Consider the following 19,977-nt stretch of genomic DNA (forward strand, 5'->3'; position numbering starts at 1 on the left):
ATGGCGATAGTTTCATATAAACCATATACTCCAAGCAGAAGATTTATGACAGGTCTTAGCTCTGAGAATATCACAGCTAAAGCCAGTGTTCGCTCACTGCTAGTAAAAATCCCAGCAACAGCTGGTAGAAACAACAATGGTCGCATCACAAGCCGCCACAAAGAAGCAGGTGCTAAAAAGCTTTATCGTATCATTGACTTTAAACGCAAAAAATACGATATCCCTGCAAAAGTAGAGGCTATTGAGTATGACCCAAATCGCAATTGTCGTATAGCTCTTCTTAGCTATGCTGATGGCGAGAAAAGATACATCATCCAACCAAGCGGTCTAAAAGTAGGTGATGTAGTAGCATCTGCTGAGACTGGTCTAGATATAAAACCAGGCAATGCAATGAAGCTAAAAAACATCCCAGTAGGTACTATCGTTCACAACATAGAGCTAAAACCAGGCAAAGGTGCTCAAATGGCTCGCTCAGCTGGTGGCTATGCTCAACTAATGGGTAAAGAAGAAAAATATGTAATCCTTCGCCTCCCAAGTGGTGAGATGCGCCAAGTTTTGGCTGAGTGTATGGCTACAATCGGCGTAGTAGGTAATGAAGACTGGGCAAATGTAACAATAGGTAAAGCAGGTCGCAATCGCTACCGCGGTATTCGTCCACAAACTCGTGGTTCAGCAATGAACCCAGTAGATCACCCACACGGTGGTGGTGAAGGCAAGAAAAACTCTGGCCGTCATCCAGTAACACCATGGGGCAAACCAACTAAGGGTGCGAAAACTCGCCGCAAAAAAGCAAGTGATAAGCTAATAATTTCAAGAAGAAAGGGTAAATAAAATGGCTAGATCTCTTAAAAAAGGGCCGTTTGTAGATGCTCATGTGCTTAAAAAAGTACAAGCGGCTAAAAAGGCTAATGACAATAAGCCTATTAAAACATGGTCTAGAAGAAGTACAATTCTTCCTGATATGATTGGGCTTACATTCAATGTTCATAATGGCAAAAACTTTATCCCTGTATATATAACTGAAAACCATGTAGGCTATAAGCTAGGCGAGTTTGCACCAACTCGCACTTTCAAAGGCCACAAAGGCTCAGTTCAAAAGAAAATCGGTAAATAAAGAAGGCAAAAATGAGTAAATCAATCATAAAATTCGTTCGCCTTTCTCCAACAAAGGCAAGACTAATCGCAAGAGAAGTTCAAGGGATGAATGCTGAACTAGCACTTGCTAGCCTAAGCTTTATGCCAAATCGTGGTGCAAAATACATAGCAACAGCTATTAGTTCAGCTGTGGCAAATGGTGGCTTTGAGCCAGAAGAAGTGGTAGTAAAAAGCTGCCGTGTGGATGCTGGTCCTGTGCTAAAAAGATTTCGTCCAAGAGCAAGAGGAAGCGCAAGTAGAATTCGCAAACCAACTAGCCATATCTTGGTAGAAGTAGCAAAAGCTACAAAAGACGAGAAATAAGGAAGCATAAAATGGGACAAAAAGTAAATCCAATAGGTCTAAGACTAGGAATCAATAGAAATTGGGAATCTCGCTGGTTTCCTGCTAAGGCTACTTTGGCTGAGGGTATTAGCGAAGACTATAAGATCAGAAAATTCCTAAAAGCAAAACTATATTATGCTGGAATTTCACAAATCTTAATTGAGCGTACAGCTAAGAAAATTCGTATAACAGTAGTAGCTGCACGCCCAGGCGTAATCATTGGCAAAAAAGGTGGAGAAATCGACACCCTAAAAGCTGATGTAGTAAAACTAGTAAATAAAGATGTAGCTATAAACATCAAAGAAGAGCGCCGTGCAGGCAGCTCAGCTCAGCTTGCAGCTGAAAATGTAGCTATGCAACTTGAGCGCCGTGTGGCTTTCCGCCGTGCGATGAAAAAAGTAATCCAAGGCGCACAAAAAGCAGGTGCAAAAGGTATCAAAATCTCAGTAGCAGGCCGCCTAGGTGGTGCTGAGATGGCTAGAACAGAGTGGTATTTAGAGGGTCGTGTTCCACTTCATACTCTAAGAGCAAAGATTGATTATGGCTTTGCTGAAGCTCATACTACATACGGAAATATCGGTATTAAAGTATGGATATTCAAAGGCGAAATTCTACAAAAAGGAATTCAAGCTGAAAAGAGTGAAGAAGCAGCTCCAAGAAAACCACGCCGCAGTAGAAGGAGCAAATAATGTTACAACCAAAAAGAACAAAATATCGCAAGATGATGAAAGGCCGTAACCGCGGCTATGCTACAAGGGGAACAAAGCTTGCTCTTGGTGAGTTTGGACTAAAGGCTATTGAGGCTGGTCGCATCAACTCACGCCAAATAGAAGCGGCTCGTCAAGCATATACTCGCCATGTAAAGCGTCAAGCAAAATCATGGATTAGAGTTTTCCCTGACAAACCTATCACCAAAAAACCTCTAGAAACTCGTATGGGTAAAGGTAAAGGTGGAGTTGAAGAGTGGGTAATGAATATTAAGCCAGGTCGCATAATATTTGAGCTTGCTGGTATTAGTGAGGAGCTTGCAAGAGAGGCTCTTACTATAGCTATGAACAAGCTTCCATTTAAAACCAAGTTTGTAACAAGAGAGAGCGAAAATGAAATATACTGAGATAAAAGATAAAAGCGCAAGCGAGTTAGCTACGCTACTTAAAGAAAAAAAGGTGCTTTTATTTACCCTTAGACAAAAGCTAAGAACTATGCAGCTTTCAAATCCAAATGAGATTAGAGAAACTCGCAAAGATATTGCTAAAATAAATACAGCAATTAGCGCAAAAGGATAAAAAAATGGCAGCAGATATGAAAAGAGTAATTCAAGGCCTTGTAGTAGCTAAATCAGGTGATAAAACTGCAAGTGTGCTAGTAGAACGCAGAGTTATGCACCCTAGATATCACAAATTCGTAAAAAGATTTAAAAAATATCTAGTGCATGATGAGAAGAATCAGCTAAATATCGGCGATACAGTGAGCGCAATCGAGTGCCGCCCACTAAGCAAATCTAAAAAATTCCGCCTAAAAGCTGTTCTTAAAACAGGAGTTGAATAATGATACAAAGTTTTACAAGACTAGCAGTAGCTGATAATAGCGGAGCTAAAGAGCTAATGTGTATCAAAGTACTAGGCGGTAGTAAAAGACGCTATGCTAGCCTAGGCGATGTTATTGTTTGCTCAGTGAAAAAAGCTCTACCAAATGGTAAGATCAAAAAAGGTCAAGTGGTAAAAGCAGTAGTAGTTCGCACTAAAAAAGAGGTTCAAAGACCAGATGGTGCGCTAATCCGCTTTGATGAGAACGCAGCTGTAATCCTAGATGCAAAAAGAGAGCCAATTGGCACTCGTATCTTTGGACCAGTGGGAAGAGAAGTGCGCTATGCAAACTTTATGAAAATCGTATCGCTTGCGCCGGAGGTGTTATAATGGCAGTAAAATATAAAATCAAAAAAGGTGATAATGTAAAAATTATCGCTGGCGATGACAAGGGCAAAACAGCAAAAGTTACCCAAGTTTTAGCAAAAGAAGGCAAAGTAATTTGCGAAGGCATTAAAATAGCCAAAAAAGCTGTTAAACCAAGCGAAAAATATCAAAATGGTGGTTTTATAAATAAAGAAATGCCTATTGATATTTCAAATGTAGCAAAAGTAGAGGGCTAAGAAAATGGCATTTCAAGCAAGATTACAACAAAAATATAAAGATAGCGTTCGTGGCGCACTTACAAGCGAGTTTGATATCAAAAACCCTATGCTTGTTCCAGCTCTTGAAAAAATCGTTATTAGCGTAGGAGCAGGTGATAGCGCAAAGGATCAAAAAACTTTGCAAAATATGGCTGATACTATCTCGCTAATCGCTGGACAAAAAGCACTTATCACAAATGCTAAAAAGTCAGTTGCCGGCTTTAAAGTGCGTGAGGGCTTTCCTGTTGGTATCAAAGTAACACTTCGCAAAGAGCAAATGTATGTGTTTTTAGACAAACTAATTAGCATCGCTTTGCCAAGAGTTAAAGACTTCCGTGGTTTGCCACGCAATGGCTTTGATGGTAGAGGTAACTATAACTTTGGTCTAAACGAGCAGCTAATGTTCCCTGAGGTAGTATATGATCAAATCATCCGCACTCACGGTATGAACATTACTATTGTTACAAGCGCACCAGATGACAAGCAAGCATTAAAGCTACTTGAGCTTCTTGGCCTACCATTTGCAAAAGGAAAGTAAAATGGCAAAAAAATCAATGATAGCAAAAGCAGCTCGCCCTGCTAAATTTTCTAGTCGCAAATACACAAGATGTAATATCTGCGGTCGCCCACACTCTGTTTACCGCGACTTTGGTATTTGTCGTGTGTGCCTAAGAAAAATGGCAAACGAAGGCCTAATCCCAGGTCTTAAAAAAGCAAGCTGGTAAGGAATAAAAATGAACGATTTAATCTCAGATGCACTAACTAGAATTCGCAATGCTAGTATGCGCAGACTTGATACTACAAAGCTACTTCACTCAAATGTTGTTGAAGGCGTGCTAAAAGTGCTTGAAGCAAAAGGTTATGTTGAAAGCTTTAATGTAGTTGAAGAAGAACGCAAAAAATTCATAAATGTAGTGTTAAAATACGATGAGCGTGGTGCTAGCGTAATTACTGAAATCAAAAGAGTATCAAAACCAGGACGCCGTGTATATAAAGGCAAAGATGAAATCAAACGCTTTAAAAACGGCTATGGAACAATCATTGTTAGCACAAACAAAGGCGTGCTAGCAAATGATGCTGCTTACAAAGAAGGTGTAGGCGGCGAAGTGCTTTGTACTGTTTGGTAGGAATTCTAGTTTTAGATTTTAGGTGTGGAAAGCTAGGGAATTCTAGAATTCCCTAGCTTTCTTTTAACTTTTCTATGGCATTTGACGAAATATTCAAAAATCGTAGAAGCGTCATAGACAAATAGAAAAGGACAAAAATGTCAAGAATTGGCAAAAAACCTATCGTCATCCCAAGTGGCGTAGAGGTAAAACAAGATGGCTCTGTTCTTGTCTTTAAAAAAGGCAATGTAACAAAAGAGCTTGATACAAAAAACAATGTAAATGTAAGCATCAAAGATGGCCAAGTAGAGTTTAGCCCAAAAGGTGAAGACCGCCAAAGCAGAGCTTATTGGGGCACATACAGAGCACTAGCTAACAATATCGTTGTAGGTATCACCGAGGGCTTTACTCGTGTGCTTGAAATCAACGGCGTTGGTTACAAAGCAGCTGTTAAAGGTAAGGTAGTAGAGCTTAACCTAGGCTTTTCTCATCCTATCAATCACGAATTGCCAGCAGGCGTAGAAGCTAGTGTAGAAAAAAACCAAATCATCCTAAAAAGTGCCGACAAACAAGTAATCGGTCAAGTAGCAGCCCAAATCCGTGGATATCGCCCTCCTGAGCCTTACAAAGGCAAGGGCGTAAAATACGCTGAAGAGCGCATCATCCGCAAAGCCGGTAAAACATCTAAGAAATAAGGGTAAATCATGGTAGCAAATGTATTAAAACGCAAAATTGCACTTCGCATTAAACGCAAAAAAAGAATTAGAGCGAAAATCTCAGGCTGCGAATCTTGCCCTAGAGTAAGTATTTTCAAATCAAATCGCACTCTTTATGCCCAAGTTATAAATGATGTAACTGGCACTACAATTTGTGCTAGCAATGGTGGCAAACTAGGAATTAAAGCAAATAAAGCTGGTGGCCAAGCCCTAGCAAAAGACCTAGCAGAAAAAATGAAAAGTGCAAAGATTGAAAATGCAGTGTTTGACCGCAATGGTTATTTGTATCACGGCGTAGTAGCTAGCTTTGGCGAAGCTCTAAAAGCAAACGGCATAAAACTATAAGGATAAGCAATGAAATACAATAGAGAAGAATTCCAAGAAGTAATCGTTGATATCGGCCGTGTTACAAAGGTTGTAAAAGGCGGACGCAGATTTAGATTTACAGCTCTTGTAGTAGTAGGAAACAAAAATGGCTTAGTTGGCTTTGGTTATGGTAAGGCAAAAGAAGTTCCAGATGCGATGAGAAAAGCAGTTGATGATGCTTTCAAAAACATCGTTGAAGTAAAACTTAAAGGTAGCACAATACCACACGATGTAGAGGTAAAATATAACTCAAGTAAAATCTTGCTAAAACCAGCTAGCGAAGGTACAGGCGTTATTGCCGGTGGTTCAGCTCGTCCAGTTGTCGAGCTAGTAGGAATTCGTGATATTCTTACAAAATCACTTGGCTCAAACAATTCAGCTAATGTTGTGCGTGCCACAATCAAAGCTCTTAGTATGTTGAAAGGCTAAAAATGGGACTAGAAAAACTACAAAAAGCACCTGGCTCAACACACAAAACTAAACGCATCGGTCGTGGTTGCGGCAGCGGTATGGGCAAAACTGCTACTCGCGGTGGCAAAGGTCAAACTGCTCGCACCGGCTCACACCAAAAAAGAGGTTTTGAAGGTGGACAACAACCACTTCAAAGAAGACTACCAAAAGTAGGCTTTTACTCTCGCTTTGCTAAACCTTATGTAATCAATGTAGAGAAAATCACAGCTGTAAAAGAGCTGGGAGTTATTACATTTGAGAGCATTCAAAGCGTTCACAAAGTATCAAATAGCGTGAGCAAAATCAAGCTAATTGGCGCAGGCGCAAAAGAGCTTGCTAGCAAAATTAAAGATGACAAAGTAATCACTAGCGGAAATAAATAATGAACAAGACACTAACAAACAAAATTCTAATTACTCTTGGATTTTTGTTTATATATAGAGTGCTTGCTTATGTGCCAGTCCCTGGTGTAAATACTGAGGTTATCAAAGACTTTTTCACCAGCAATGCAAATAATGCTTTGGGGCTATTTAATATGTTTAGCGGAAACGCAGCAGAGCGCCTTAGCATTATTAGCCTTGGCATTATGCCTTATATCACAGCTTCTATTATTATGGAGCTTTTAGCAGCTACATTTCCAAACCTTGGTAAAATGAAAAAAGAGCGTGATGGTATGCAAAAATACATGCAAATCATCCGCTACGCCACAATCGTAATCACTATAATCCAAGCAATTGGTGTAAGCATTGGACTTCAAAGCCTAACAGGTCGTGGTGGCGAGCAAGCTATAATGATAGATATGAATTTATTTATCGCAATTTCATGTGCTTCTATGCTAACAGGCACAATGTTGCTTATGTGGATAGGTGAGCAAATCACACAAAGAGGCATAGGAAATGGTATTTCTCTAATCATTTTTGCTGGTATCGTAAGTGGAATTCCATCTGCGATTTCAGGTACTATTGATCTAGTAAATACAGGCGAGATGAATTTCTTAGTCGTGCTTGCTATTGCTGTGATTATTCTTGTAACTGTGGGTGTAGTTATTTATGTAGAACTTGGAGAGCGTAGGGTGCCTATATCTTATTCTCGCAAGACTGTGATGGAAAATCAAAACAAACGCATAATGAATTATATCCCTGTTAAAGTAAATTTAAGTGGAGTTATTCCACCTATTTTTGCCTCAGCGATTTTGATGTTTCCAAGCACGATTTTACAAGCTAGCACAAACGAATACATACAAATGATAAATGATTTTCTAAATCCTAGTTCGTATGTATTTAATCTATTAACATTTTTGTTTATAATTTTCTTTGCGTATTTTTATGCTTCAATAGTATTTAACGCAAAAGATATAAGCGAAAATCTAAAACGCCAAGGTGGCTTTATCCCAGGTGTTCGCCCAGGCGAGAGCACAGCAGAGTATCTAAACGAGCTTGCTAGTCGCATTACTTTTAGCGGTGCTATTTATTTGGGGCTAATTTCTACTTTGCCGTGGCTGCTTGTGAAGTTTATGGGCGTGCCATTTTATTTTGGCGGAACTAGCGTGCTAATCGTGGTTTCAGTAGCACTTGATACTATGCGTCGCATAGAAGCTCAGGTATATATGAACAAATATCAAACCCTAAGTGCGGTAGGTCTATAATGGCAATAAGCATAAAAACTCCAAAAGACATCGAGGGAATGAGAGTAGCAAATCACATTGTAGCTCTCACCCTTGATGGGGTAGAAAAGCTAATTAAGCCAGGTGTAAGCCTTTTAGAGCTTGATGAGTTTTGCGAAAAAAGCATTTTAGAACATGGCGCAAAACCGGCTTTTAAAGGGCTTTATGGCTTTCCAAACACAGCTTGTATCAGCGTAAATGAAGTAGTAATCCACGGAATTCCAAGCTCTTATAAACTAAAAGAAGGCGATATCGTAACCATAGATATAGGCTCAAAAATCAATGGATATTTTGGCGATAGCGCACGCACTTTTGGTGTGGGCAAAATCAGTGAACAAGACGAAAAGTTAATTGCGTGTAGCAAAGATGCACTTTACTTTGGCATTGAAAAAGTAAAAGCTGGCATGCACTTTAAAGAACTTAGTTTTGCGATTGAAAATTTCATCCGTGATAGAGGTTTTGTGCCACTGCTTGGTTTTTGTGGGCACGGCATAGGACGCTCAGCACACGAAGAGCCAGAAATACCAAACTACTTAGAAGGCCCAAATCCAAAATCAGGCCCAAAAATCCGCAATGGAATGGTTTTTTGTATAGAGCCGATGATTTGTCAAAAAGACGGCACGCCAAGCGTGGATAAGGACAAATGGACCACTCGCTCAGTAGATGGACTAAACACAGCTCACTATGAACACTGCGTAGCTGTGATAAATGGAAAAGCTGAAATTTTAAGCAAATAAATCTAGGGAATTCTAGTTTATAAGGATAATTATGAAAGGCACTATTTTAACATCAAGCATACTTCGTGCAGAAGATGGAAATAGATATAGTTTCGATTATAATGATTTTGAAAATTTAGATGCATCTACTGAAATAGTGGGGGCAGAAGTAGATTTTGAACCAGAAAATGACAAAGCAAAATCTATCATCATCACTAAACTATCTTTAAAAACAAAACAAGTAATAAAAGAAAATACTAATGATGATTTTTATGATGATAAAAATTTATTTCAAAAAATAGATGATGTGCTTGTAGGTAGCGAATCTTTTGAACTTTTTTATGGAAATGTTAATATCATAGCCGACACTACATTAGAAGCAAATAAAACAATGAATACAACTACTACAAAGAGTCTGTTTAGCGATGATAAATACCATACAACAACAACAGTTAATTCAACATATAGCTCAGTTAGAGAATTTAAAATGGGAAATGAGTATTTTAATTTTAAGCAAAGCCATGAAGAAAAAGGCTTAATTGGTGATAAAGATGAAGTCTTAGTTATTTGTCAAAGAACTATTTCTGGGCATCATGATGTTTGGACAGTGCTAAATTATACTAGAAATACAATATTAAACTCGGACTCTCTTAATATCGGAACTGGTCTAATTTCTACTGTAATTATTTCTGTCTTATGTTTTTGTTTTTTTTGGACTGGATTGGGCAAACTTTTTGACGATTGGACTATGATTTTTCTTCTTTTAGGTTCTTTTCTTATTGGATATTATAAAATTAAAAATTTTAAAAGCAGAGATAAAAAAGCAAAAGATTATAAAAAAGCATTAGAATTTGCTAAAAATTATAAAAAGTAAAATTTAAATCTAACAGAAAGGAGAAAAGTTGTCAAAAGACGATGTCATCGAGATAGACGGCACAGTGCAAGAAGCCTTGCCAAATGCTACTTTTAAAGTAGAACTTGATAATAAACATGTGATTTTATGTCATATCGCAGGGAAAATGCGTATGCACTATATAAAGATCATGCCAGGCGATAAGGTCAGAGTTGAGCTTACGCCATACAGCCTAGACAAAGGTCGCATTACTTATAGATATAAGTAAAATTAAAGCTTAGTTTAGCTAAAATACGCGCTTTTTGGCTCGGGACTTAAGGCTGACAAGAAGTGTTTTCAAAGTCGCCACTATTTTGAAAACAGTTGGAATTCTAGATTTTTAGGGAATTCCTGAGGTCCAATCACGAAGTGGTTAGTAATTACAAAGGACAAACATGAAGGTTCGACCATCAGTAAAAAAGATGTGTGACAAATGCAAGATCATCCGCCGCAAAGGTGTGGTTCATGTGATCTGCGAAAATCCAAAACATAAGCAAAGACAAGGATGATAAAATGGCTCGTATAGCAGGTGTAGATTTACCAAAGAAAAAGCGTGTAGAGTATGGTTTGACATACATTTATGGCATAGGTCTTTTTACTTCAAGAAAAATTCTTGATGCTGTAAAAATCTCTTATGATAAACGCGTGCAAGATCTAAGTGAGGATGAGGCAGCAGCGATCCGCAAAGAAATTCAAGAACACTATATGGTAGAAGGCGATTTGCGCAAGAGCGTAGCTATGGATATCAAGGCTCTTATGGATCTAGGAAATTACCGTGGTCTTCGCCACAGAAAAGGTCTGCCAGTGCGTGGTCAAAAAACTAAAACAAACGCTCGCACTCGCAAAGGTAAGCGCAAAACAGTTGGCGCTGCTACTAAATAAGGATAATCAATGGCACAAAAAAAAGTAGTTAAGAAAAAAACCGCTCGCAAAAATATTGCTCGTGGTATCGTGTATATTTCAGCATCTTTTAACAACACAATGATTAGTGTAACTGATGAGATGGGTAATGCTATTGCGTGGAGCAGCGCAGGTGCTCTTGGCTTTAAGGGTAGCAAAAAATCAACTCCATATGCAGCGCAACAAGCAGTAGAAGATGCTCTAAACAAAGCAAAAGAGCATGGTATTAAAGAAGTAGGAATCAAGGTTCAAGGTCCTGGTTCTGGCCGTGAAACAGCAGTAAAAAGCGTAGGTGGCGTAGAGGGAATAAAAGTTCTTTATCTAAAAGATATTACTCCATTAGCGCATAATGGGTGTCGTCCACCAAAACGCCGCCGCGTCTAATTTTTTGTTCGTATCGCACGCACCTTGCGTCTAAAACTCGCTTGTGATTCATTGCGACGCACCATCAGTGCGTCTCATTCGCACTGCGCGACTTTTAGCCACAATCTGCGCACGCTACTTCCAAAAAAATCAAACGCTTGGTTATTTTTGGAATTCCAAATTGGAATTCGTTTATATAAGAATTATTTAAGGAATAAATTATGGCAAGATATACAGGAGCAGTTGAAAAACTAGAAAGACGTCTTGGCGTATCTTTGGCGCTAAAAGGTGAGAGAAGACTAGCTGGCAAATCAGCATTAGACCGCCGCCCTTACGCACCAGGACAACACGGACAAAGAAGAGGCAAAATCAGCGATTATGGTATGCATTTGCGTGAAAAACAAAAAGCACGCTTTATGTATGGCGTAAGCGAGAAACAATTCCGCAGAATTTTTGCTGAGGCAGCACGCAGAGAGGGCAATACAGGAGAGCTTTTAGTAGCTCTTTTAGAGCAAAGACTAGATAATGTAGTTTATCGCATGGGCTTTGCTACAACTCGTCGTTTTGCTCGCCAGCTTGTAACTCACGGACATGTGCTAGTTAATGGCAAAAGAGTAGATGTCCCATCATACAGAGTAGTAGCTGGGCAAAAAATAGAAATCGCTGAAAAAAGCAAACAAAATCCACAAATCGTTCGTGCAATCGAGCTTACAAACCAAACTGGTATAGCTCCATGGGTTGATGTGGATAAAGACAAAAAATTTGGAATTTTTACTCGTGTTCCAGAGCGCAGTGAAGTAGTAATTCCAGTAGAAGAGCGTTACATAGTCGAGCTTTACTCAAAATAATAAGGGGGCCGAATGAAAAAGGTAACTATCGAGGCTTTTACTCCTACTGAAATAAAAGTAGAGCAACTTGGCAATAACGAGGCTAGAATTAGCGTTTGGCCTTTTGAGAGTGGTTATGGCGTTACCCTAGCGCACCCACTTCGCCGTTTGCTTTATAGCTCTACTGTAGGTTTTGCGCCAACTGGTGTGAAAATCGAAGGCGTAGAGCATGAGTTTGATAGTATGCGTGGTATGTTAGAAGATGTTACGATTTTTATCGTAAACCTAAAAAACCTACGCTACAAACTAAAAAACAATGCTAAGCGTGAAGTAGTTCACTATGAGTTTGAAGGCCCGCTTGAAATCAGTGGTAAAGATCTAAATAACGACCTTGTAGAGATTGTCAACCCTGATGCTTATTTAGCTACTATCAATGAAGATGCTAAGCTAAGCTTTGATCTTATTATAGAAAAAGGCATCGGCTATGTACCAAGCGAGAATATAAAAGAAGAAATCGAGAGCGGGTTTATCGCTCTTGATGCTTTCTTTACGCCTGTTAAAAAAGCAGTATATGATATCCAAAATGTGCTAGTTGAGGATAACCCTGACTATGAAAAAGTAGTTATGACTGTAACAACTGATGGGCAAATCTCTCCGCTTGAGGCTTTTCAAAGCTCAGTTTCAGCTATGTATAAGCAACTTGGAATTTTTGACAAAATTCTTGAAGTTGATAGCTCTAGCTCAATTTCTGCTAGCACAAACAAAGGCGAACATGCTAAGCTTTTTGAGAGTGTAGATAGCCTAAATCTTAGTGTTCGTAGCTTAAACTGCCTTAAAAAATCAGGCATTGAGCTAATAGGCGAGCTAGCTTTGATGAGTGAGGCAGAATTAAAAGAAATCAAAAATCTTGGCAAAAGAAGCCTTGATGAAATGAAAGATGTAATGAAAGCTATTGGTTATGCTTTTGATGGTAGCTTTGAAGGCAATAAAGAGGCTATCCGCAAGAAAATAGCTGAGTTCAAAAAAGGAAAATAAATGAGACATAATCACGGATATAGAAAACTTGGTCGCACAAGCTCTCACAGAGCTGCGCTACTAAAAAACCTAAGTATCGCTATTATTAAATCAGGTAAAATCGAGACTACTTTGCCAAAAGCAAAAGAGCTTAGAAGCTATTTTGAAAAGCTAGTAACTCGTGCTAGAAAAGGCGATAGCGAGGCTCACAGAGCTGTTTTTGCAAGTCTTCAAGACAAAGAAAGCGTAAAAAAACTAGTAAGCGAAATCGCTCCAAAGTTTGTAGGTGTAAATGGTGGCTATACACGCATTATCAAAACTCGTGTTCGCAAGGGTGATGCTGCGCAAATGGCTTATATTGAGCTAACAAAATAAAGAGCTCGTCTAAGGAATTCTAGATTTGAATCTAGAATTCCTTAGAAAAAATATAAAAATTTAAAATGATTCCTTTTAGTGACGAAGAACTTTTAGAACCTGTTCAAGCTAGCATAGATGTAATCCGCCCTATGATAGAAGCTGATGGTGGAGGCATAGAGCTAGTGGAGATAAAAAACGGCGTTATTTATGTCCGCCTTAGTGGACACTGTGTAGGCTGCGCTGCTAGTAATACAACACTAAAAATGGGCGTCGAGCGTCAAATACGCAACGATATCCACCCAGAACTCGTAGTAGAAAATATCACAAATCAAAAATAATGAACGCAAGAACTCTTAGAAAATCAGCAATCAAAGCCTTTCGCAAATACGATTTTGCTTTGGCGGCGAAGCTTTTTTCTTTAGCTTATGAAAAAAAACCTAGCAATGAATTTTTGCTTTTTATAGAACTTTGCTCTTTGGCTTTGGATGATGAAGAGGGTGTTTGGTCGCTTTTTGATGTATATGTTGATAATATAAACGCAAACCAAGAAGAAAACCTAAAAACCATAATAGAAATAATCGAAACCTCAAACTACAAAAATATCCGCCAAATAGAAAATATAAATGGCGTTAGTTATCACGACTTTTTAGAAATTGCCAAAAAAACAGGTGAGTTTGTAAAGACTTTTGAAAATATCACTCACTCAAGCAAGCTAATAATTAGCTCAAAAGACGAGCTAGCTGATTTTATAGAAAGGCTTATTGACCACGGCTTTGCTGATCTTGCGGCGCATTATATGGAAGATCCTGCGTGGAGCATGAGCCTAGCGCACTTAGCCCCTAAGCTAAAAGCAAAATCGCAGCAAAGGCAAAGAGATGAAAATTGAACTAAAAGATACTTTTATCACTGACAATTCAACCCAGTGCGAAAAAGGCTGTTATTTTGTAAAAACTCGCTCAAATGCCCAGTTTGAAGAGCACGCCAAACAAGCAGGTGCTATTATCATCACTCCGCAAAAAGCCTACGAGCTAGCAAAAATTCCAGCAGACTTTAAAATCATCGGCATAACTGGCACAAATGGCAAAACCACTACCGCTACACTTTTGGCTCACATTTTAAACGCTCTTGGGCTAAAATGCGCTAATTGCGGCACTCGCGGAGCTTTCATAGGCTCTTTGCAGATTGCACCAAAGGCACTTACTACAAATCAGTTTTTAACCACACTTGCGCTTATAAAAACTAGCTTAGAGCATGGCTGTTCGCACTTTGTCATGGAAGTAAGCTCTCATGCAATAGCTCAAAACCGCATCGAAGCCCTGCCTTTTGCACTAAAAATCTTTACAAATCTTAGCCAAGATCATTTGGATTATCACAAAAGCTTTGAAGAATACGCAGCGGCAAAATCAAGCTTTTTTGAAGGTGAGGGCAAAAAGCTAATAAACAAAGACGACCCACACATAAGGTATAACAAAGCAAACGCACACTTCTACGCTCTAAAAGGCAGTGGCGCAGAGTATGAAATAGACGAGCAAAACATCAGCATAGGCTCTCAAAATCTAGAATTCTCATCTCATCTTTATGGCAGGTTTAATCTTTATAATGTACTTTGTGCTTTTAGCGCAGCTGATTTGCTAGTGCCAAATAAAAAAAATGAGATTATAGCAGCCATTGCTGATTTTGCCGGTGTGCCAGGTCGCACGGAGCTTATTAGCAAAGACCCAGCTGTCATCGTGGACTTTGCTCACACTCCAGATGGTATAGAAAAGGTGCTCTCTAGCCTTGCTTATCGCCCTCTTATCGTAGTCATGGGCGCAGGTGGCGACAGAGACGCTAGCAAGCGACCTATAATGGGGCAAATTGCTGCCGCCTTCGCTAAGACGCTAATTATCACAAGTGATAATCCTCGCAGCGAAGAGCCACAAAAGATAATAGAACAGATAAAAGCAGGCGCAAATAAAGCCACAAAAGGTGCAAAAATCATCACAGAAAGCGACCGCAAAAAGGCAATCTCGCTAGCGCTTAGCCTAGTAAAAAAAGATGAAATAATCGCAATTTTAGGCAAAGGCGATGAAGACTACCAAGAAATAAATGGCGTAAAACATCCATTTAGCGATGCTGCTGTTGTAAGAGAACTGCTAAAAAACTAAGCCTTGCTAGCAGCTAGCTAAGGAATTCTAGAATTAGCTAGAAAAAGGCAAATGAATTTTAGATTTTGTGCTAAAATTAAGCAAATTTTAGCCAAAGGAAAATAATGCAAATCACAATGCTAAAAAGCAAAATCCACAGAGCCACGGTGAGCGACGCAAATCTTAATTATATAGGCTCGATTACTATTGATGAAGAGCTTTTAAAAGCGGCAAATATCTACGAAAACGAGCGTGTAGAAGTGCTAAATATAAATAACGGCGAGCGTTTTGCAACTTATGCAATAAAGGGCAAAAAGGGAGACATGTGTCTAAATGGCGCAGCCGCTCGCTTAGCGCAAATTGGCGACATCATCATCGTAGTAGCTTACGCTTTAATTGATGAGCGAAGTGCTGCTACTTTCAAGCCAAAAATCGTGCATGTAAACGAAAAAAACGAAATTTGCGAGTAGCAGGAATTTTAGAATTCCCTGTCATCCCCCAGCCCCTTTGGGGGATCTCTATATGGAATTCACTTTGGGAATTCTAAAATTCCTAGGTTTTTTTGCTTCGTATCCGCTGGTTGGGGTTAGGGGGTATTTTTTATCTTAAGGAATTTTAGAATTCCCTAAAATTCGTCATTGCGAGCGAAGCGAAGCAATCTCATTTATTAAGCCTTGAACGAGATTGCTTCAGTCGCTTTGCTCTCTCGCAATGACGGAATTCCGCAATGACGGAATTTTAGAATTCTCTGTGATGAGATCCTCGGGTCAAGCCCGAGGATGACAAAAAATGCAAGTCGGGGGATGATACAGAGCTAAGGAATTTTGGACGGAATTTTAAACGGAATTTTGAATGAGATTGCTCCCTCTTTTTTCAAAGCCTCGTAATGACGGAATTCTAGAATTCCTAAAAGCCAAAAGCACAAGAAGCGCAAAAAGGTTAAAAAATGATAAATGACGCAATAGCCAAAAGCTACGAAGCCGCAAACTACGCTAGCCACGCTTACGAACAAAGTTTCATCGCTAATCTTCACGCAAGAGCTAGGCTGCGAGGTCTAAACCCAAAAGCTCCAAATAGCGCAAAAGTGCTAGAAATCGGCTGTGCAAGCGGCGGCAATCTCATCGCCCAAGCCCTTATTTTTAAAGATGCTCAATTTAGTGGCATTGACCTCTCAAAAGCGCAGATCAAAAACGGCAAAACTGCCCTAAAAAAAATCGGTATCAAAAATATAGATTTGCTCTGCCTTGATATTTGCGATGCCGTGGCGCATTTTGGCTCGCAGAAGTTTGATTATATCATCGCTCACGGCGTTTATAGCTGGGTGCCACCATTTGTGCAAAAGGCGATTTTAGAGCTTTGTAGCAAACTGCTTAGCAAAGATGGTGTAGCGATGATAAGCTACAATGTCTATCCTGGCTGGAAATTTAAAGAAATCACGCGCGATTTTATGCGCTTTGCTAGTAGCGATATAAGCGTAGAAGATGAGCCTGAACGCAAGCTAGATGTGGCTTTAGGGGCACTTGCTTTTGAACAGGCGTTTTACCGCACAGATCTTGCAAATGAGGGCTACCAGCTAGTAACAAGGCAGGCAAAGGCTGCGCTTGGGACGATTTCTCATTTGCCTAGGCATTATTTGATTCATGATTATTTAGAGCTTTGTAACTATCCTGCGTATTTTTGCGACTTTGTGGCTGATGGGCAGGATGCTGGACTAGCTTATGTTGATGATATGCAGCTTTGCTTTGATACCAAGGTTTTGGCTCACGAGGCTTTAAGGCAGTATGAAAAAGCAAGCTTTGCTAGCAGAGTTCAAAAAGAGCAAATGCACGATTTTCTTAACGCCACAGCCTTTCGCCACTCGCTTTTGACGCTAAAAGAAAATGAAAGCGCACTAAAACTAGAATACAAAGATCTAGAATTCTCTGGACTTTTTATCGGCATAAAGGCTAAAAGCCAGAGTCTAAAAGAGCGTAGCAAAAATTCCGTCAGTCATGCTCTAATCTGTGCTTTGCTTGATGCTTATCCTGGCACGATTAGCTGTGATGAGGCTAGCAAGATTGCTGGAGGCAGGCTAGCAGAGTGCGTTTTTGAGCTTATTAGCAAGTTTGATGTGGCGATTTATTTTAGCTCTGTGCCTTTTAATGCTATTAAATACGAAGCTGGCAAAAGTCGCATTAGGGCTGATTATTTAAGCTTTTTGCGCTTTTTAGCAAGCCCTGAGAATAAAAACTTCGTGCTATGTACGCCAAAAAACGGTGTTTATGCCCTACACAAAAACGACTGCGAGGCTGTTTTTATGATGGACGGGACGCACTCAAAGGCTGATATAGTGGCACATTTTGTAGAACTTTGTCAAAAAAACAACGCTGCTCCAAGCCGCATAATAGATGGTAAAAAGGTGTTAATTGAGAGTAAAAAAGAACAAGAAGCGTATTTTGATGAAGCGATTTCTACGCTTATTAGCGATTTAGAGGCGCAGTGTATGTTTGAGAGTATTTCATGATTTTAGGCAAGATTGATTATTTAAACCTTTTGCCTTTTCATGTATTTTTAAAGGCCTCAAGATTACAAAACGCTACTAAAAAAAGCATAGAGCTAAAAAAAGGCACGCCTAGCAAACTTTGCGATGATTTGCGTGCTAGGCGCATTGATGCTGGGGTGATTTCTAGCATAGAAGCAAGGCGTTATAAACAGCTAGATTTTGGTATTTGTGCTAAGGGCAGAGTAAACTCTGTGCTAGTAGAAAAAGGATCAAAATCTCAAAAAGACGCCCAAAGCCGCAGCTCAAATATGCTAGCAAAAGTGCTAGGCATAAAAGGCAAAGTGCTAATAGGTGATAAGGCTTTAAAAGCGTATTTAAAAGCCCCACAGGACTTTTATGACTTAGCGAATTTATGGGAGCAAAAGACAGCTTTGCCCTTTGTCTTTGGTCGTTTCGCCTGTGTAAAAAATAAAAAAGCTTATGAAAAAATTATTAAAGTTTTCTTAAATAAAAATATAAAAATACCACGTTATATATTAAATTCCTACTCACAAAGTCGTCAAATAAGCCAAAATGATATTTTAGAGTATCTAAAACTAATTTACTATAAAATCGGCAAAAAAGAACAAAAAGCCCTAAAAATCTTTATCTCACGCTCACGAAGCTTATATTTTAAAGCATAGATTTTACTTAGAAATTCTAGAATTCCCTAGCAAAATCTAGAATTCCCTAGCAAAATCTAGAATTCCTACGCAAAATTTCATATCTAAAAATACCCCCTAACCCCCAACCAGCGGATGCGAAGCAAAAATACACTAGGAATTCTAGATTAAATTATAACTTTACTGATGGTTAATAATTTTTTTGCTTAAAAAATAAAAATTAAGCAAAACTTAAAGAAAATTTTTTTATAATTCTTTCATAATTTTATTTTAGGAGGGTGTGATGAACGCACATGATTACATAAGCGATGTTCTTGATTATATAGAAAGAACCAGCCTTGGACAAGTTACTTTCAAACAAGCAGCAACTGAGATTTTGCGTGCCTTAGAGCCAGTGCTTGATAGAGAGCCAAAATACATAAAACATAAAGTGGTAGATCGCATGGTTATGCCTGAGCGCACAAACATCTTCCGTATTACTTACGCAAATGACAAGGGCGAGCCAGAGAGCCACTATGGTTACCGCGTGCAGTTTAACTCAGCTATCGGGCCATATAAAGGCGGTCTTCGCTTTCATCCTAGCGTAAATCTTGATATTATCAAGTTTCTTGGCTTTGAGCAAATCTTTAAAAACTCACTAACAGGTCTTAGCATGGGTGGCGCAAAAGGTGGCGCAAACTTCGATCCAAAAGGAAAAAGCGATGGCGAGATTATGAGATTTTGCCAAGCTTTCATGAACGCACTTCACGAAATCATTGGTGATGTTATCGATGTGCCTGCTGGCGATATCGGCGTAGGCGGCAGAGAAATCGGCTATATGTTTGGTCAATACAAACGCATCAAACACCGCTTTGAAGGAACTCTAACAGGCAAAGGACTAAGCTGGGGCGGCTCGCTAGTTAGAACAGAAGCTACTGGATATGGTCTAGTTTATTTTGCTAACGAAATGCTTAAAAAAGCAGGTCGTGGCTTTGAGGGCTTAACTTGCACAGTAAGTGGAGCTGGAAATGTGGCAATCTATACTTGCGAAAAACTATATCAATTTGGCGCAAAACCAGTTACAGTAAGCGACTCAACTGGCTATATCTACGATGCTGAGGGTATCGATGTAGCCTTGCTAAAACAACTAAAAGAAGTAGAGCGCGTAGGTCTAAGAGAATACTCAGTTCGCAAAGCTGGTAGCAAATTTATCCCAGTTAGCGAGTATAAAGCTGGCAGAAACGGCGTTTGGGATGTCAAATGCGACGCAGCTTTCCCTTGTGCTACTCAAAATGAAGTTAGCCTAGCAGATATCGAAGTGCTATATAACAACGGCTGCCGCTTGCTAGCTGAGGGCGCAAACCTTCCAAGCACACTTGATGCGATGGAGTTTATGGCGGCAAAAAGCGATTTCTTATACGGCCCAGCAAAAGCTGCAAACGCAGGTGGCGTGGCAACCAGCGGTCTAGAAATGGCGCAAAATGCGGCTATGGAGTCTTGGAGCTTTGAGAAAGTAGATGCTAGACTTCAAGGCATTATGAAGCATATTTTTGATATTAGCTATGAGACTTCTGTGGAGTTTGGCAGACCAGGTGATTTGGTGCTTGGTGGAAATATCGCTGGCTTTAGAAAAGTGGCTGATGCGATGATAGACCAAGGCTACTAAGAGTTTTAGCTAGTTAGGAATTCTAGAATTCCTAGTGCTTCTT

At 39.5% G+C, this 19,977-nt stretch carries 32 protein-coding genes and 1 pseudogene; all 33 read left to right on the top strand.

Going from position 1 to position 19,977, the window contains the following annotated elements:
• Window positions 1-831: a 50S ribosomal protein L2 gene (gene rplB, locus PTQ34_RS08005; protein ID WP_273931106.1), complete on the top strand. Its 831-nt coding sequence runs from the start codon at window positions 1-3 to the stop codon at window positions 829-831.
• Window position 832: 1 nt separating this feature from the next.
• Window positions 833-1,114: a 30S ribosomal protein S19 gene (rpsS, locus tag PTQ34_RS08010; RefSeq protein WP_273933067.1), complete on the top strand. Its 282-nt coding sequence runs from the start codon at window positions 833-835 to the stop codon at window positions 1,112-1,114.
• Between the two features lie 11 nt (window positions 1,115-1,125).
• Window positions 1,126-1,440, top strand: a pseudogene (gene rplV, locus PTQ34_RS08015) (50S ribosomal protein L22); the annotation flags it as partial.
• A 29-nt stretch (window positions 1,441-1,469) separates the two neighbouring features.
• On the top strand, window positions 1,470-2,168 hold the full coding sequence (gene rpsC, locus PTQ34_RS08020) for a 30S ribosomal protein S3 (RefSeq protein WP_273931108.1): 699 nt from the start codon (window positions 1,470-1,472) through the stop codon (window positions 2,166-2,168).
• Entirely contained in the window at window positions 2,168-2,593 is a 426-nt protein-coding gene (rplP, locus tag PTQ34_RS08025; protein WP_273931109.1) for a 50S ribosomal protein L16, read from the top strand. Before rpsC ends, rplP begins: the two co-directional genes overlap by 1 nt.
• On the top strand, window positions 2,580-2,765 hold the full coding sequence (rpmC, locus tag PTQ34_RS08030) for a 50S ribosomal protein L29 (protein WP_273931110.1): 186 nt from the start codon (window positions 2,580-2,582) through the stop codon (window positions 2,763-2,765). Before rplP ends, rpmC begins: the two co-directional genes overlap by 14 nt.
• 4 nt (window positions 2,766-2,769) lie before the next feature.
• Window positions 2,770-3,027, top strand: coding sequence for a 30S ribosomal protein S17 (rpsQ, locus tag PTQ34_RS08035; protein ID WP_273933068.1), 258 nt, complete (start codon window positions 2,770-2,772; stop codon window positions 3,025-3,027).
• Window positions 3,027-3,395 carry a 50S ribosomal protein L14 gene (rplN, locus tag PTQ34_RS08040; protein WP_273931112.1) on the top strand — a complete coding sequence of 123 codons (369 nt, stop codon included), beginning with the start codon at window positions 3,027-3,029 and terminating at the stop codon, window positions 3,393-3,395. Before rpsQ ends, rplN begins: the two co-directional genes overlap by 1 nt.
• Window positions 3,395-3,628, top strand: a complete 234-nt coding sequence (gene rplX, locus PTQ34_RS08045) for a 50S ribosomal protein L24 (RefSeq protein WP_273933069.1) — start codon at window positions 3,395-3,397, stop codon at window positions 3,626-3,628. The genes rplN and rplX overlap by 1 nt, the downstream gene beginning before the upstream one ends.
• Window positions 3,629-3,632: 4 nt before the next feature.
• Complete coding sequence (gene rplE, locus PTQ34_RS08050; RefSeq protein ID WP_273931114.1) at window positions 3,633-4,187, top strand: 50S ribosomal protein L5; 555 nt, start codon at window positions 3,633-3,635, stop codon at window positions 4,185-4,187.
• A 1-nt stretch (window position 4,188) separates the two neighbouring features.
• On the top strand, window positions 4,189-4,374 hold the full coding sequence (locus PTQ34_RS08055) for a type Z 30S ribosomal protein S14 (RefSeq protein WP_178695603.1): 186 nt from the start codon (window positions 4,189-4,191) through the stop codon (window positions 4,372-4,374).
• 9 nt (window positions 4,375-4,383) lie between these two features.
• Window positions 4,384-4,776 (top strand): 30S ribosomal protein S8, encoded by a 393-nt coding sequence (rpsH, locus tag PTQ34_RS08060; RefSeq protein ID WP_273933070.1) that lies wholly within the window; start codon window positions 4,384-4,386, stop codon window positions 4,774-4,776.
• 137 nt (window positions 4,777-4,913) lie between these two features.
• Window positions 4,914-5,450, top strand: a complete 537-nt coding sequence (rplF, locus tag PTQ34_RS08065) for a 50S ribosomal protein L6 (RefSeq protein ID WP_273931117.1) — start codon at window positions 4,914-4,916, stop codon at window positions 5,448-5,450.
• 9 nt (window positions 5,451-5,459) lie between these two features.
• On the top strand, window positions 5,460-5,816 hold the full coding sequence (gene rplR, locus PTQ34_RS08070; protein WP_273931118.1) for a 50S ribosomal protein L18: 357 nt from the start codon (window positions 5,460-5,462) through the stop codon (window positions 5,814-5,816).
• Between the two features lie 9 nt (window positions 5,817-5,825).
• The gene (gene rpsE, locus PTQ34_RS08075) at window positions 5,826-6,266 is read left to right on the top strand and encodes a 30S ribosomal protein S5 (protein WP_273933071.1); all 441 of its coding nucleotides are present in this window, start codon (window positions 5,826-5,828) and stop codon (window positions 6,264-6,266) included.
• A gap of 2 nt (window positions 6,267-6,268) precedes the next feature.
• On the top strand, window positions 6,269-6,670 hold the full coding sequence (rplO, locus tag PTQ34_RS08080) for a 50S ribosomal protein L15 (RefSeq protein ID WP_273931120.1): 402 nt from the start codon (window positions 6,269-6,271) through the stop codon (window positions 6,668-6,670).
• Entirely contained in the window at window positions 6,670-7,932 is a 1,263-nt protein-coding gene (gene secY / locus PTQ34_RS08085; protein ID WP_273931121.1) for a preprotein translocase subunit SecY, read from the top strand. Before rplO ends, secY begins: the two co-directional genes overlap by 1 nt.
• Window positions 7,932-8,687, top strand: a complete 756-nt coding sequence (gene map / locus PTQ34_RS08090; RefSeq protein ID WP_273931122.1) for a type I methionyl aminopeptidase — start codon at window positions 7,932-7,934, stop codon at window positions 8,685-8,687. The genes secY and map overlap by 1 nt, the downstream gene beginning before the upstream one ends.
• Window positions 8,688-8,718: 31 nt before the next feature.
• Window positions 8,719-9,540 (top strand): hypothetical protein, encoded by an 822-nt coding sequence (locus tag PTQ34_RS08095; protein ID WP_273933072.1) that lies wholly within the window; start codon window positions 8,719-8,721, stop codon window positions 9,538-9,540.
• Window positions 9,541-9,568: 28 nt separating this feature from the next.
• Entirely contained in the window at window positions 9,569-9,787 is a 219-nt protein-coding gene (gene infA, locus PTQ34_RS08100) for a translation initiation factor IF-1 (RefSeq protein WP_273931123.1), read from the top strand.
• 166 nt (window positions 9,788-9,953) lie between these two features.
• On the top strand, window positions 9,954-10,067 hold the full coding sequence (rpmJ, locus tag PTQ34_RS08105) for a 50S ribosomal protein L36 (protein ID WP_273931124.1): 114 nt from the start codon (window positions 9,954-9,956) through the stop codon (window positions 10,065-10,067).
• Window positions 10,068-10,071: 4 nt separating this feature from the next.
• Window positions 10,072-10,440 (top strand): 30S ribosomal protein S13, encoded by a 369-nt coding sequence (gene rpsM, locus PTQ34_RS08110; RefSeq protein WP_273931125.1) that lies wholly within the window; start codon window positions 10,072-10,074, stop codon window positions 10,438-10,440.
• A 9-nt stretch (window positions 10,441-10,449) separates the two neighbouring features.
• A complete protein-coding gene (rpsK, locus tag PTQ34_RS08115; RefSeq protein ID WP_273931126.1) occupies window positions 10,450-10,842 on the top strand; it encodes a 30S ribosomal protein S11 in 393 nt (130 codons plus the stop codon).
• A gap of 200 nt (window positions 10,843-11,042) precedes the next feature.
• Window positions 11,043-11,669 (top strand): 30S ribosomal protein S4, encoded by a 627-nt coding sequence (rpsD, locus tag PTQ34_RS08120; RefSeq protein ID WP_273933073.1) that lies wholly within the window; start codon window positions 11,043-11,045, stop codon window positions 11,667-11,669.
• 12 nt (window positions 11,670-11,681) lie between these two features.
• On the top strand, window positions 11,682-12,683 hold the full coding sequence (locus tag PTQ34_RS08125; protein ID WP_273933074.1) for a DNA-directed RNA polymerase subunit alpha: 1,002 nt from the start codon (window positions 11,682-11,684) through the stop codon (window positions 12,681-12,683).
• Window positions 12,684-13,037 carry a 50S ribosomal protein L17 gene (gene rplQ, locus PTQ34_RS08130; protein ID WP_273931129.1) on the top strand — a complete coding sequence of 118 codons (354 nt, stop codon included), beginning with the start codon at window positions 12,684-12,686 and terminating at the stop codon, window positions 13,035-13,037.
• Between the two features lie 65 nt (window positions 13,038-13,102).
• Window positions 13,103-13,357 (top strand): NifU family protein, encoded by a 255-nt coding sequence (locus PTQ34_RS08135; RefSeq protein WP_273933075.1) that lies wholly within the window; start codon window positions 13,103-13,105, stop codon window positions 13,355-13,357.
• Window positions 13,357-13,905 (top strand): hypothetical protein, encoded by a 549-nt coding sequence (locus tag PTQ34_RS08140; protein ID WP_273933076.1) that lies wholly within the window; start codon window positions 13,357-13,359, stop codon window positions 13,903-13,905. The genes PTQ34_RS08135 and PTQ34_RS08140 overlap by 1 nt, the downstream gene beginning before the upstream one ends.
• Entirely contained in the window at window positions 13,895-15,166 is a 1,272-nt protein-coding gene (locus PTQ34_RS08145; protein ID WP_273933077.1) for a UDP-N-acetylmuramoyl-L-alanyl-D-glutamate--2,6-diaminopimelate ligase, read from the top strand. The genes PTQ34_RS08140 and PTQ34_RS08145 overlap by 11 nt, the downstream gene beginning before the upstream one ends.
• A gap of 104 nt (window positions 15,167-15,270) precedes the next feature.
• Entirely contained in the window at window positions 15,271-15,615 is a 345-nt protein-coding gene (panD, locus tag PTQ34_RS08150; RefSeq protein ID WP_273933078.1) for an aspartate 1-decarboxylase, read from the top strand.
• A gap of 476 nt (window positions 15,616-16,091) precedes the next feature.
• Entirely contained in the window at window positions 16,092-17,648 is a 1,557-nt protein-coding gene (locus PTQ34_RS08155) for a class I SAM-dependent methyltransferase (RefSeq protein WP_273933079.1), read from the top strand.
• The gene (locus tag PTQ34_RS08160; protein ID WP_273933080.1) at window positions 17,645-18,310 is read left to right on the top strand and encodes an MqnA/MqnD/SBP family protein; all 666 of its coding nucleotides are present in this window, start codon (window positions 17,645-17,647) and stop codon (window positions 18,308-18,310) included. Before PTQ34_RS08155 ends, PTQ34_RS08160 begins: the two co-directional genes overlap by 4 nt.
• A gap of 262 nt (window positions 18,311-18,572) precedes the next feature.
• The gene (gene gdhA, locus PTQ34_RS08165) at window positions 18,573-19,934 is read left to right on the top strand and encodes an NADP-specific glutamate dehydrogenase (protein WP_273933081.1); all 1,362 of its coding nucleotides are present in this window, start codon (window positions 18,573-18,575) and stop codon (window positions 19,932-19,934) included.
• The last annotated feature ends 43 nt before the right edge of the window (window positions 19,935-19,977 follow it).

It is taken from the genome of Campylobacter magnus, from assembly GCF_028649595.1.
In the GTDB taxonomy this organism is placed as follows: domain Bacteria; phylum Campylobacterota; class Campylobacteria; order Campylobacterales; family Campylobacteraceae; genus Campylobacter; species Campylobacter magnus.